We start from the raw sequence: 13,282 nt of genomic DNA on the forward strand, positions 1-13,282 counted from the left end.
CACCGTGAATGACCCGGAGCGGGGCAGATGGGTGATCGGCTGGTTGATGAGGTCGACCACTTTCTGTTCTGTCCGCGCGGCTTCCGCATTTGCCCTTCCAATGCCCGGCAACGTCCAGAAGATTGCACCGACGACGGTCAGCAAAAGGCCCGTCAAGCCAAGCAGAGCCACGATATGCCCGATTGGCCGCGTTGGTCTTGTTGGTCTTGCAGTGCGGTCAACCGCAGCCGCCGGGGCGCGATTCTCGCGCCCGCGCCGGCCGAAGACCGCGCTGGGCTGATTGGTGTTCATCGACCAATGTTGGGACAGGTGGGCTAATGCGGCGTTAATAGGCCATCGTCACTGCTTCAAAACCGAAGTCACGTTTGAGTGACACGCATTAGAAGGTGCGCTTCGGCCAAACCCGGTCGTTCACTGTGATTGGACCTAGCCCCCTAAGCCGGGGCCCCGGCGACCGATCCCCGGACCACCAGATCGACCGGCCAGACCTCGCCGCGGGCGCCCTCTTCCAGTCCGGAAATCCGCGCCGCCAACCGTTCGGCAACGCGGGCGCCGGCAAGACGGATCGATGAGCGCGTCGTCGACAGCGGCACGGAAAARTTYTCCGGCTTCAGCCASGGRAARACGTCRTCATGGGCGATCAGCGASAGRTCRCCSGGAATGGTMAGGCCGAGGTCGCGCACCGCGCGCACGACGCCCAGCGCCATGATCAGGCTGGAGCAGGCGATCGCCGTCGGCGCGTCGCTCGCCTCCAGCAGACGCCTGGTGGCGCGATAGCCGTTTTCTTCGGTCATCGCCAAGGAGCAGACATGGCGTTCGCCCAGGGTCAGTCCGCTCGCGGCGAGCGCCCGGCGCACGCCGCGCTCGCGATGGATGGCGAAGGTCTCGCGGTCGTCACCATTGATCAGCGCCAACCGCTGGTGGCCGAGCTGGACCAGCAATCGCGCCGCCTCGTGGAAGGCGCCCTCATTGTCGATGTCGAGATAGGGATAGTCGAAATCGAGGCCTTCGCTGCGGCCATGGACGAGGAAGGGAATGCCGAGCGTGCTGACCAGCGCCACCCGACTGTCCTGCGGCCTCGGTGAAGAGATATAGACGGCATCGACCTKCCGGTTGGCGACGATGCGCCGGTAGGTCGTCTCCTGGTCGTCGGCATCGGCCGGCGACAGCACAAGGTCTAGCTCGTGCGAGCGGGCATAGTCGCCGAGGCCGGACAGGAACTCGACGAAATGCGGATCGATGTCGACGGCCGCACCCGTCGGCAGGACATAGCCGATCATGCCGGATTTGCCGGTCGCCAGCCGCCGCGCGCTCGGATTGGGACGATAGCCATGGCGCTTGGCGGCGTCCATGACGCGCCGGCGCGTTTCCTCGCTGACCTCCGGATAGCCGTTCAATGCCCGGCTTACCGTGGTCTGCGAAAGCGCCAGCATATGTGCGAGCTGCTTGAGGTTCACAAAAGGCCTCCATTCCTCAAAGCGCTTTTAAATTGAATCGACCCAAGCGCCACAAGGGCGTGGTCATACCAGTACGAACCATAAGCGTGGTTTGCGCGTGTTTGAAACAAAAATTACTGTTGCATCGCCACAAAAGCATGTTGCGGCGCACTTTTTTGACTATAGATGTGCAAGCTTAAATCGATTAGCCACTGTTCCCTCTTGACTCTTGAGTGAATCAATGGCGTGATCGGAAAAGCCAAAGCGCTTTGGAAGACTCTTCGAAAGGTTGCGGTTCCCTTGCGACTGAGTCACAGTCCTGCAGCGTCGGCGGGCGGAATGGAGGTTCCGTCCGGTGTATGTGACCCACTGGGAGGGAATACCGATGAAGAAAATGCTTTTGCTGGGTGTTGCGTTTGCCACGTTCGCCCTGAATGCGCCCGCGTATGCTGAACTGAAGTTCAAGCCGGGCGAAGACAAGCGCTTCAACTGGGGAAATTACGAAGACCTCAAGAAAGTCGATCTCAAGGGCGAGACCCTGACGATCTTCGGGCCATGGCGCGGCGAGGACGAGGCGCTGGCCCGTTCGGTGCTCGATTATTTCGCCGAAGCCACCGGCGTCGAGATCAAATATTCCTCGTCCGAGAACTACGAACAGCAGATCGTCATCGATACCCAGGCCGGCAGCCCGCCCAACATCGCCATCCTGCCGCAGCCGGGTCTCATCCAGGATCTTGCCTCCAAGGGCGTTCTGACCCCGCTGGGCGACGACGTCGCCGCATGGGTCAAGGAGAACTACGCGGCCGGTGACTCCTGGGCCAAGCTCGGCACCTTCGCAGGCAAGGACGGCAAGCCGGGATTCTATGCGCTTCCCTACAAGATCGACGTGAAGGGGCTGGTCTGGTACTCGCCCGACAATTTCGAGGAAGCCGGCTACAAGGTCCCCAAGACCCAGGAGGAACTGGCCGAGCTCGAAAAGAAGATCATCGCCGATGGCGGCAAGCCCTGGTGCATCGGGCTTGGCTCCGGCGGCGCCACCGGCTGGCCGGCGACCGACTGGGTSGARGACATCATGCTGCGCACSCAGMCGCCYGASGTYTACGACAAGTGGGTRAAGAACGARATYCCGTTCAACGATCCSGCCGTGGTCAAYGCCATMGACATTTTCGGCAAGATCGCCACCRACGACAAGATGGTGGACGGCGGCRCCAAGGCRGTCGCGGCGACCGATTTCCGCGACAGCCCGAAGGGCCTCTTCTCGGTACCGCCCAAGTGCTACATGCACCATCAGGCGTCGTTCATCCCCTCCTTCTTCCCGGAGGGCGTAAAGCTCGGTCAGGATGCCGACTTCTTCAACTATCCGCCTTACGCCTCCAAGCCGGAGCTCGGCACGCCGCTGGAAGTGGCCGGAACGCTGGTGATGATCACCAAGGATTCCAAGCCATCGCGCGAATTCATCAAGTTCCTGCAGATGCCGCTCGCGCATGAATTGTGGATGGCGCAGAAAAGCTTCGTCACCCCCTTCAAGGGCGCCAACAAGGACGCCTATGGCAGCGAAGCGCTGAAGAAGCAGGGCGAGATCCTGGTTGGAGCGACGACCGTGCGCTTCGACGGTTCCGACCTGATGCCGGGCAAGATCGGCGCCGGCTCGTTCTGGACCGGGATGATCGATCTGGTCGGCGGCAAGTCCGCCCAGGATGTCGCCACGGACATCCAGAAGAGCTGGGACGGGATCAAGTAAGCAACAGATCGGCTCGGTCGCCGAGCGGCCGCTTCATCTTCGCCCTGGATCCGGACCTTGACGGCCCGGATCCGCCGGCGGCCCACGCCGCCCCGTTTCGTCATGAGCGCATCGACATGAAGCGCAATCCGCACGCGAGACATTTTGCGGCCGATCACGCTTCAAACAACTGAATCGGCGCCTGACCCCCAAGGATACAAACCTTGCCGGATCATGCGCAGGGGGAGGAATGCATGGCGTCTCAGATTTTCTCGGCCATATTCGTCATCATCGTCGGCGTCGGCGGCTGCGTCGCCTATTTCTGGGGCGCCAACAAGCTGGTCGACCTGATATTCCCATCGCGCGGCGTCGCCGGCGCCGCCGCCATCGACAATCTGCGCCGGCAGGGCCTTGTGCGGCCGTGGCTGTTCGTCGGTCCGGCGATGATCATCCTGACCATCTATCTCATCTACCCCGTGGTCGAGACGCTGCGGCTCTCCTTCCTCGATCGCGGCGGCATCAATTTCGTCGGCCTGGCCAATTATCAATGGGCCTTCGGCGACCGCGACTTCCGCAACTCTATCCTCAACAACGTGCTGTGGCTGGCTGTGGTGCCCGCCGCCTGCACCTTCCTTGGCCTGATCATTGCCGTGCTCACCGACAAGATCTGGTGGGGCACGATCGCCAAGAGCCTGATCTTCCTGCCGCTGGCCATCTCCTTTGTCGGCGCCAGCGTGATCTGGAAGTTCATTTACGAATATCGCGGCGAGGGCCAGGTGCAGATCGGCCTGCTCAACGCCATCATCCAGCATTTCGGCGGCCAGCCGCAGGTGTGGATCTCGCTGCCGTTCTGGAACAATTTCTTCCTGATGATCATCCTGATCTGGATCCAGACCGGCTTTGCCATGGTCATCCTGTCCTCCGCACTGCGCGGCATTCCGGAAGAGACGCTGGAAGCCGCCGTGATCGACGGCGCCAACCCGTTCCAGATCTTCTGGAAGATCATGGTGCCGCAGATCTGGGGCACCATCGCCGTGGTGTGGACCACCATCACCATTCTGGTGCTGAAGGTGTTCGACATTGTGCTGACCATGACCAACGGCCAGTGGAACAGCCAGGTGCTGGCCAATCTGATGTTCGACTGGATGTTCCGCGGCGGCGGTGATTTCGGCCGCGGCGCGACGATAGCCATCATCATCATGATCGCGGTCATTCCGATCATGGTCTGGAACATCCGCCAGGCCAACAGAGAAACGGGAGGACATTGAGATGGCCGTCGCGACCGGAAAATCATTCGCCAGCCGTTTCGGCGTCCACATCGCGGTGCTGGTCTTCGTTGCCATCTGGACCATTCCGACACTCGGCATCCTGGTCTCGTCGCTGCGTGACAAGGACCAGATCGTCGCTTCGGGCTGGTGGAACTCATTCTCCAGTTCCAGCCAGACCGAAGCCGGCCGGCTGCCGCCCGCCTCGGCGCAGAAAGAGAAAGACGGCAAGTTCGTCCTCGAGGGCAACATTTTCGGCGACGGCGCCAAGCGCGCGATCAGCGCCTTCGGCGTCAAGGCGGCGGCCCCAACACAGTATCCCGTCGGCAGTTCGGCCGATCTCGGTGACGGCGTCTCCCTGCAGGTCAATGCCGATGGCAGCTTCGTCATGGTGTCGCCCAAGGCGTTCGAAGGCGATCGCGGCCAGCGCGTCTACTATGCCTCGTCGGCACCGCCGAAATTCACCACCGACAACTACTATACCGTGCTGCTTTCGGAAGGCATCGGCCGCTCGTTCATRAACTCGCTGACSGTCACCATTCCGGCSACCGTCATCCCGATCCTGATYGCGGCSTTYGCCGCCTAYGCRCTGGCCTGGATGCGYTTTCCCGGCCGGGCSYTGCTGATYGCGGTGATCATCGGYCTSCTSGTSGTGCCGCTGCARATGTCGCTGATYCCRCTSYTGAARCTCTAYAACGGCGTCGGCWCTTTCTTCGGCRTRCCRTCGAARACCTATCTCGGCATCTGGCTGGCGCATACCGGCTTCGGCCTGCCTTTCGCCATCTACCTGCTCAGGAGCTACATTGCCGGCCTGCCACGCGAAATCATGGAATCGGCCCGCATCGACGGCGCCAGCGATTTCGAGATCTTCGTCAAGATCGTGCTGCCGCTGTCGTTCCCGGTGCTGGCCTCCTTCGCCATCTTCCAATTCCTGTGGGTATGGAACGATCTCTTGGTGGCGATGGTTTTCCTTGGTACGGAAGCAGACCAGATCGTGCTGACGGCCAAGCTCAACGCACTGCTTGGCTCGCGCGGCGGCGATTGGGAGATCCTGACGACATCGGCCTTCGTGACCATCATCGTGCCGCTGATCGTGTTCTTCTCGCTGCAGCGCTATTTCGTCCGCGGACTGCTTGCCGGTTCGGTGAAAGGAGGCTGAGACAATGCAATCCGCTTTGAAAGCCAGTTCGAGCCCTGACCTCGCCATCGACCGCGACTGGTGGCGAGGCGCTGTCATCTACCAGATCTATCCGCGCAGCTATCAGGATTCGAACGGCGACGGTATCGGCGACCTCAAGGGTATCATCGGGCGGCTGCCCTACATCGCCTCGCTTGGCGCAGATGCCATCTGGATCTCGCCCTTCTTCAAGTCGCCGATGAAGGATTTCGGCTACGACGTCTCGGACTATTGCGATGTCGATCCGATGTTCGGCACGCTGGCCGATTTCGACGCGCTGACGGCAGAGGCGCACCGGTTGGGTCTCAAAGTGATGATCGACGAAGTGCTGTCGCACACCGCCGACAGCCACCCATGGTTCAAGGAGAGCCGGGCGAGCCGCAACAATTCGAAGGCGGACTGGTATGTCTGGGCGGACGCAAGGCCCGACGGCACGCCGCCCAACAACTGGCTGTCGATCTTCGGTGGGTCGGCCTGGCAGTGGGACACCAGCCGCCAGCAATACTATCTCCACAATTTCCTGGCCGAGCAGCCGGACCTCAACTTCCACAACCGCGAAGTCCAGGACGCGCTGCTCGACGTCACCCGCTTCTGGCTGGAACGCGGCGTTGACGGCTTCCGCCTCGACACGATCAATTTCTACTTCCACAGCCAGGGCCTGGAGAACAATCCGCCGCTGCCGCCGGAAGAGCGCAACGACCAGACCGCCCCGGCGGTCAATCCCTACAACTACCAGGACCATATCTACGACAAGAGCCGACCGGAAAACCTCGGCTTCCTCGAACGCTTCCGCGCCCTGCTCGACGAATATCCGGCGACCGCCGCTGTCGGCGAGGTCGGCGATTCGCAGCGCGGGCTGGAAGTCGTGGCGGCCTATACCGCCGGCGGCAAGCGCGTGCACATGTGCTATTCCTTCGATTTCCTGGCGCCGGAAAAGATCAGCGCGGACAAGGTCCGCTCGGTGCTGGAAGCCTTCGGCAAGGTCGCCAGCGACGGCTGGTCGTGCTGGGCCTTTTCCAACCATGACGTGATGCGTCCGGCCTCGCGCTGGGCCGCCAGCGAAGCCGATCCGATCGCCTATCTCAAGGTCATCTCGGCATTGCTGATGTCGCTGCGCGGCTCTGTCTGCCTCTACCAGGGCGAAGAGCTCGGGCTCGGCGAAGCTGAATTGCGCTTCGAGGATTTGCAGGATCCCTATGGCATCCGCTTCTGGCCGGAATTCAAGGGCCGCGACGGCTGCCGCACGCCCATGGTGTGGGATGGCAGCGCCAAGAATGGTGGCTTCTCCCAGGCAAAGCCCTGGTTGCCGGTGCCGGCCAAGCATCTGGCGCAAGCGGTCAATGTCCAGCAGGGCGACCAGGCTTCGCTGCTCGAGCACTATCGGCGCTTCCTCACCTTCCGCCGTGCCCATCCGGCACTGGCCAAGGGCGATATCACCTTCATCGAAAGCGAGGGCGACACCGTCGCCTTCACGCGCCGGGCCGGCAACGAGCAGATCGTCTGTGTCTTCAACCTCGGCGCCAAGCCGGCCAAGGTTGACCTTGGCAGCCGATCACTGCAACCTTTGCCGGGACACGGGTTTTCCGGGCAAGCGAGCCCCGGTTCGATCGAGCTTGGCGGCTACGGCGCCTGGTTCGGGCGCATCGACTGAATCTTTGAGGAAATCACTGGGAGGAAACCAATGGCCGATGTCAATCTGAGACAAGTGAAGAAGTCGTACGGCAATCTCAACATTCTCCATGGCATCGACCTCGATATCAAATCGGGCGAGTTCATCGTCTTCGTCGGTCCGTCGGGCTGCGGCAAGTCGACCTTGCTGCGCTCCATCGCCGGGCTCGAGGAAATCACGGCCGGTGAGCTCAAGATCGACGGCGAAGTGGTCAATGACGTGCCGCCGTCGAAGCGCGGCATCGCCATGGTGTTCCAGTCCTACGCGCTCTATCCGCACATGACCGTCTACGACAACATGGCGTTCTCGATGAAGATCGGCAAGGAGAACAAGGCCGAGATCGACCGGCGCGTGCGCCAGGCTGCGGAAATCCTGCAGCTGACCAAATATCTCGACCGGCTGCCCAAGGCGATGTCGGGGGGGCAGCGCCAGCGTGTCGCCATCGGCCGCGCCATCGTGCGCAATCCGAAAGTGTTCCTGTTCGACGAGCCGCTGTCGAACCTTGATGCCGCGCTGCGTGTCGCCACGCGTATCGAGATCGCCAAGCTTAAGGAATCGATGCCCAACACGACCATGATCTACGTCACCCACGACCAGGTCGAGGCGATGACGCTCGCCGACCGCATCGTGGTGTTGAAGGACGGCCATATCGAGCAAGTCGGTACGCCGATGGATCTCTACAAGAAGCCCGGCAATCTGTTCGTCGCCCAGTTCATCGGCTCTCCGGCCATGAACATCCTGCCGGCGACGATCGACAAGACCGGCAACCCGACCGTGGTCAGCCATGTCGGCGGGCGCAAGGCCACGGTGCCGATCACGACACCTGCCTCGGCGAAGGGTGCGGCGGTAAGCTTCGGTGTGCGGCCGGAGGACCTGATCATCGCCACCGGCGCGGATTATCTGTTCGAGGGAACGGTCGATTATGTCGAACAACTCGGCGAGGTTCAGCTGGTCTACGTCGACATCGGCCGCGCCGACCTGCCGCTGGTGACCAAGCTGCCCGGCAATGCCGAGGTCAAGCGCGGCTCGACATTGCGGCTTAGCGCCAATGGCGAAGACCTGCACATCTTCGATGCGGACGGACATTCCTTCGCGCTCCAAAAGCCGGAAGCAAAGGCGGCCTGAGGCGAACAGCTCCGCTGAATCAAGGCACATAAAAAAGAGCGGCGGGCCAGGCCCGCCGCTCTTTTTTGGAGGTCAGCTTCGGCTGTTAGTGGTTGCCGAAGAGGTCCCGGTCACTGCTCTGAGGGATCGACTTCTGCACGTCGCCCGACGAATTGAGCAGCTTGTAGACGGGCGAGCCGCTGTTGCGGATCGAAGCCGTACGCGAATTGTCGACCGAAGTCGCGGCAGGCTGGTTGGCGCCATTGGAGCCGTAGTTGTCGCTGCCTGCGAAGGCGCTGCCGGAGATGGCCAGAACGGCGGCGGCAGCAAGGATGATCTTCTTCATTTCAAGTCTCCTGAATTTTGAGTTTCACGGGAGCAGCGGGGCAAACCGCCGCTCCCGGAATCGGCTGTTAGCGGCCGAAAAGATTACGATCGGCACCCTGAACAGGTGCCTGGGCAGCCGGTTCCGACTTCTTGATCGAAGCCGTGTAAGAGCTGTCGGTCGAAGCAACGGCAGGCTGGTTGGCGCCATTGGAGCCGTAGTTGTCGCTGCCGGCAAAGGCGCTGCCGGAGATGGCCAGGACGGCGACGGCAGCAATGATGAACTTGTTCATGTTAGTCTCCTGAATTTCTTAAGGTCGGCCAGAGCGGCGGACAAAAACCCCGCCGTTGGCCGGGATCGGCTGTTAGTGGTTGCCGAAGAGGTTGTGGTCAGCACCCTGGACAGGCGTCTGAGCAGCCGGTTCCGACTTCTTGATCGAAGCGGTGTGCGAGCTGTCGACAGCAGCAGCTGCCGGGGAGGCATTCGAACCGTAGTTGTCGCTACCAGCGAAGGCGCTGCCGGAAATGGCCAGAAGGGCGGCGGCAGTGAGAACAATCTTTTTCATTTTGGGTACTCCAGTATTTTTTTCCGTCCGTCTAGCGGCGTGTCTTGGGATTAAAATCGCGTCGTTCGGACAGCCCCGATGTGGGAAAGCCAGCTGGCCGTTTCCAATCACGAAGTTGTTCCGTGTGGACCAAGTATCCACCACTTGAAATTGTACCAAGGCCCTCTTGATCGAACATTTTTCCTATTGATATCAAAAAGTTAGTTGAAACCAGCACTGCGATCACCAACTGTATCGGAGGCTCAGCGTTCACACCGTCCTGCACGCACCGTCAACAGAAACGAACCGTTCGGTTCGATTTTAGAATGTGCTAATAGTCACTTTTCGAAACCGTTAACCCTTTTTGCCCCCGTTTCGGGTCGATTTTGATAGCCGGCACAGCCGGCACCACGATGATTTCCGTGACCACGGTCCTTGACCGATCATTGCGCATGCGTGTCGCGCCACATGGATGCGATGTCGCTTTCATGCCGATGTCGCAAGCGCTGTCGTGATTAGATCATGACATCTCAGGTGCCGCTTCGTGACGATGGAGCGGAGAATTGGGAAGCCGGTCAGAATCCGGCGCTGCCCCCGCAACGGTGGTGGAGTTCAAGTCGCAACGGGAGACCACTGGGCGAAAGCCTGGGAAGGTGTCGCGATGGTCCGCAAGGACAACTCCAGAGCCCGGAAACCAGCCCGAGATTTCTAGACTCGACTGATCGCGGTGGGCGGTCAAGAGGCGGATGGTGCATGCCCGGCTTTCGCCGGCCTGCGCCCGATCCTTCCTCAATCACCACCAGTTCAGTCCTTGAACGAAGAGGACAGGACATGGATACGCGCAACGACATGCTGAGGCTCTTGAACAGCCGCAGGGACGGATTCTCGCTCGAGCAGCCCTTCTACACGGATCCCGATTTCTTCAAACTGGACATGGAGCTGATCTGGTATCGCGACTGGCTGTTCATCGGCCATGATTGCGAACTGCCGAAGCCCGGCAGCTTCATCACCGTACAGATCGGCGACTATCCGGTCGTGCTGGTGCGCGATCAGCAGGGCGAGATCAACGCCTTCCACAATTCCTGCCGCCATCGCGGCAGCCGCGTCTGCAACACCGACAAGGGCATGGCCGCCAAGCTGGTCTGCCCTTATCACCAGTGGACCTACGAGCTGGACGGAAGGCTGCTGTTTGCCCGCCAGATGGCCGACGGCTTCGACAAGAGCCAGTTCGGCCTGAAGCCGGTCGCCTGCGAGAGCGTGGCCGGCTACATCTTCATCTGCCTGGCCAAGGAGCCCGCCGACTTCGCACCGATGCGGGCGATGATCGAGCCCTACCTCAAGCCGCACCGCCTGGGCGAAGCAAAGATCGCCTTCGAGAGCACGATCGTCGAGAAGGGCAACTGGAAGCTCGTCTGGGAAAACAACCGCGAGTGCTACCATTGCGCCGGCAATCACCCGGAGCTGTGCAAGACCTTCCCGGAAGCCCCGACGGTGACCGGCGTGCAAGGCGCCGACAGCGACCCGGAGATGCTGGCGCATTGGGCCAAATGCGAGGCAGCCGGCCTGCCGAGCAAGTTCCGCATCGACCCGGCCGGGCAGTACCGCGCCACCCGCGCGCCGCTGCTGCGTGACGCAGTCAGCTACACGATGAACGGCAAGCGGGCGGTGAAGAAGAACCTGTCCGACAGCGTCTCGGCCGACCGTATCGGCACGTTGATGCACTATCACTACCCGACGACCTGGAATCATATCCTGATCGACCATGCGGTCACCTTCCGCGTGCTGCCGATCAGCGCCACGGAAACCGCGGTGACGACCAAATGGCTGGTCCACAAGGATGCGGTCGAGGGCGTCGATTACGATCTCGCCGAACTCACCCATGTCTGGACCGAGACCAACGACCAGGACCGCCGCATCGTCGAGGAAAACGCCTTCGGCATCCTGTCGCCAGCCTATGAACCCGGCCCCTATTCGGAGCTGCATGAGGGCGGCGTGATCCAGTTCGTCGACTGGTACGCCCGCTTCATCGGTCCGCGCCTTGCCGATGGCGGCCGGCCGGCGCTGCGCAGTGTCGCTTGAGAGGTTGAGGGATGAACGCGATGACGGATCTTGGCCTTTATCGCCATCTCGACCAGATGGCGCCCTGGAACGACAGGCTGCAGGTGCTGGAAGTGATCGGCGTCAGCGACGAAGCGCCTGACGTCAGGACCTTCACCTTCCGCTCCGACAACCAGACCTGGTTCCGCTACAAGCCGGGCCAGTTCGTGACRCTGGARCTGCCGACMMCKGAMGGSCCGCTGATGCGSACCTAYACGCTGTCGTCCTCGCCRTCGCGGCCGTTCTCGATYGCGGTGACGGTGAARGCSCARGCMGGCAGCATCGGCACGCGCTGGATGTTCGAYMAYYTGAARCCCGGCKYKCACGTCAAGGCCTATGGGCCGGCRGGCGACTTTTCGCTGCACAGCCAYCCSGCGGCCAAATATCTGTTCATCTCGGCCGGCTCCGGCGTGACGCCGATGATGTCGATGCTGCGCTGGCTGAATGACTGCGCGCCATGGACCGATGTCGGCTTCGTCAACTGCGCGCGGCGCGCCGAAGAGATCATCTTCCGCAAGGAGCTCGAACTGCTCGGCGGCCATATGCCGGGCCTATCGCTCGGCTTCATGATCGAGGAGCGGTCGAGCCGCGAGGGCTGGTACGGCCATATGGGCCGCATCGACGCCATCCGGCTGCCGCTGCTGGCGCCCGATTTCCGTGAACGCGAGATCTTCTGCTGCGGTCCGGATCCCTTCATGCGCGCCGTGCGCGGCATGCTGGACGCCGCCGGCTTCGACATGACGAAGTACCACCAGGAAAGCTTTGCCGCACCCGCGGTGGAGGAAGTCCCGGCGCCGTTCGCAGCACCGACGCAAGACGGCGTCGCCGTTGCCGTCGAAGCCGCAACACCGATCCGCTTCGCGCTTTCGGACGTCGACGCGGAGTGCGTCGCCGGCCAGACCGTGCTGCAGACCGCGCGCTCTTCGGGCGTGCGGATTCCGGCGGCCTGCGAGTTCGGCCTGTGCGGAACCTGCAAGGTGAGGAAAGTCTCCGGCGCCGTCGAGATGAGCCACAATGGCGGCATCCTCGATCACGAAATCGATGACGGCTTCATCCTCGCCTGTTGCTCGAAGCCGTTGTCGGCTCTCGAAATCGAAGCGTAGACAATATCGGGGCGGCTTAGCGCGGCATGGTCCTCGGCCGCTCCGACGACGAACGCCATGCCGCGTGGCAAGGCGGCACCAGATGAGACGACGAGGCAGGCGCCTACGCTGAAGGCTAGACCTTGTTGCCTGTCCTGGACATGGGACGACGTCACCGTGGCGCCGTGCCCCTCCACCTGTTTTCGGCAGAGTCTTCTCCGTTAAACCGACCGTCCCGCACGAGCCGCAGCGTGGCTTGCGGTTTGGTCCTTCTGGCCCTTCCCCCGTGAATCATCGGCGGAACAATTCCGTGAACGCCGTCCCTTGTCGAGCAAGCGACGAATTGGGGCGGCCGCGATAATCATTTGTTTTCTCAAGGGTTTTTGAAATCCCGCACATCGCCTCCGGCTTCCAAATTTTAAAGTTCGCGCATCACTTGACATTTGTCGATTGCAACTTGACTATTGTCAGCATCGGCATTTGGGCGGGAGATCACGTGCCGATCGGCATCCGACAGGGATGGCCGAAGTCATGGGAGGACGATGGTGGAGCTGTTGCTCGAAGTGGAAGGGCTGAAGAAGTCCTTTGGTGGCGTCGCCGCCTTGCGCGACGGTCGCTTTCAGCTTCGCGCCGGCACGGTTCACGCGCTCTGCGGCGGCAATGGCGCCGGCAAGTCGACCTTTCTGAAGATCCTGATGGGCATCCAAAAACGCGATGCCGGCTCAATCCGCCGTCGCGGCAAGGATGTCGAATTCACCAGCCCCGCCGACGCGCTGGCCTCGGGGATCGCCATCATCGAGCAGGAACTGAGCCCGGTTCCCCACATGACGGTCGCCGAGAACATCTATCTCGGCCGCGAGCCC

Annotated in this window: 12 protein-coding genes and 1 riboswitch; of the genes, 8 read left to right on the forward strand and 4 right to left on the reverse strand. The window is 61.7% G+C overall.

What is annotated here, in order from left to right; all coding sequences use genetic code 11:
- Nucleotides 1-434: 434 nt before the first annotated feature.
- Nucleotides 435-1,457 carry a substrate-binding domain-containing protein gene (locus tag AC1DX0_RS20670; RefSeq protein WP_477356653.1) on the reverse strand — a complete coding sequence of 341 codons (1,023 nt, stop codon included), beginning with the start codon at nucleotides 1,455-1,457 and terminating at the stop codon, nucleotides 435-437.
- 364 nt (nucleotides 1,458-1,821) lie between these two features.
- Between AC1DX0_RS20670 and AC1DX0_RS20675 the strand changes: the two genes are divergently transcribed.
- From AC1DX0_RS20675 to AC1DX0_RS20695, 5 genes are all read left to right on the forward strand, one after another.
- Nucleotides 1,822-3,177: an ABC transporter substrate-binding protein gene (locus tag AC1DX0_RS20675; RefSeq protein WP_477356655.1), complete on the forward strand. Its 1,356-nt coding sequence runs from the start codon at nucleotides 1,822-1,824 to the stop codon at nucleotides 3,175-3,177.
- A gap of 233 nt (nucleotides 3,178-3,410) precedes the next feature.
- Nucleotides 3,411-4,424: a carbohydrate ABC transporter permease gene (locus AC1DX0_RS20680; RefSeq protein ID WP_477218591.1), complete on the forward strand. Its 1,014-nt coding sequence runs from the start codon at nucleotides 3,411-3,413 to the stop codon at nucleotides 4,422-4,424.
- A 1-nt stretch (nucleotide 4,425) separates the two neighbouring features.
- Nucleotides 4,426-5,580: a carbohydrate ABC transporter permease gene (locus AC1DX0_RS20685; RefSeq protein ID WP_477356657.1), complete on the forward strand. Its 1,155-nt coding sequence runs from the start codon at nucleotides 4,426-4,428 to the stop codon at nucleotides 5,578-5,580.
- A gap of 4 nt (nucleotides 5,581-5,584) precedes the next feature.
- The gene (gene bglA / locus AC1DX0_RS20690; RefSeq protein ID WP_477218593.1) at nucleotides 5,585-7,249 is read left to right on the forward strand and encodes a beta-galactosidase BglA; all 1,665 of its coding nucleotides are present in this window, start codon (nucleotides 5,585-5,587) and stop codon (nucleotides 7,247-7,249) included.
- Nucleotides 7,250-7,279: 30 nt separating this feature from the next.
- A complete protein-coding gene (locus AC1DX0_RS20695) occupies nucleotides 7,280-8,392 on the forward strand; it encodes an ABC transporter ATP-binding protein (RefSeq protein WP_477218594.1) in 1,113 nt (370 codons plus the stop codon).
- Nucleotides 8,393-8,477: 85 nt separating this feature from the next.
- Here the strand turns inward: AC1DX0_RS20695 and AC1DX0_RS20700 are convergent, their stop codons facing one another.
- From AC1DX0_RS20700 to AC1DX0_RS20710, 3 genes are all read right to left on the reverse strand, one after another.
- On the reverse strand, nucleotides 8,478-8,717 hold the full coding sequence (locus AC1DX0_RS20700; protein WP_477218595.1) for a DUF680 domain-containing protein: 240 nt from the start codon (nucleotides 8,715-8,717) through the stop codon (nucleotides 8,478-8,480).
- Nucleotides 8,718-8,784: 67 nt separating this feature from the next.
- Nucleotides 8,785-8,988: a DUF680 domain-containing protein gene (locus AC1DX0_RS20705; protein WP_477218596.1), complete on the reverse strand. Its 204-nt coding sequence runs from the start codon at nucleotides 8,986-8,988 to the stop codon at nucleotides 8,785-8,787.
- Nucleotides 8,989-9,060: 72 nt separating this feature from the next.
- Nucleotides 9,061-9,261, reverse strand: coding sequence for a DUF680 domain-containing protein (locus AC1DX0_RS20710; protein WP_477218597.1), 201 nt, complete (start codon nucleotides 9,259-9,261; stop codon nucleotides 9,061-9,063).
- Between the two features lie 494 nt (nucleotides 9,262-9,755).
- Nucleotides 9,756-9,957, forward strand: a riboswitch (cobalamin riboswitch).
- 114 nt (nucleotides 9,958-10,071) lie between these two features.
- On the opposite strand from AC1DX0_RS20710, the gene AC1DX0_RS20715 reads away from it, so the two are divergent.
- The 3 genes from AC1DX0_RS20715 to AC1DX0_RS20725 all read left to right on the forward strand — a co-directional run.
- Nucleotides 10,072-11,319 carry an aromatic ring-hydroxylating oxygenase subunit alpha gene (locus AC1DX0_RS20715; RefSeq protein WP_477218598.1) on the forward strand — a complete coding sequence of 416 codons (1,248 nt, stop codon included), beginning with the start codon at nucleotides 10,072-10,074 and terminating at the stop codon, nucleotides 11,317-11,319.
- 20 nt (nucleotides 11,320-11,339) lie between these two features.
- Nucleotides 11,340-12,440, forward strand: a complete 1,101-nt coding sequence (locus AC1DX0_RS20720; protein WP_477356659.1) for an FAD-binding oxidoreductase — start codon at nucleotides 11,340-11,342, stop codon at nucleotides 12,438-12,440.
- Between the two features lie 524 nt (nucleotides 12,441-12,964).
- On the forward strand, nucleotides 12,965-13,282 hold a 318-nt coding region (locus AC1DX0_RS20725), incomplete at its 3' end, for an ATP-binding cassette domain-containing protein (protein WP_477356660.1).

This window comes from Mesorhizobium sp. P3_A9, assembly GCF_056402975.1.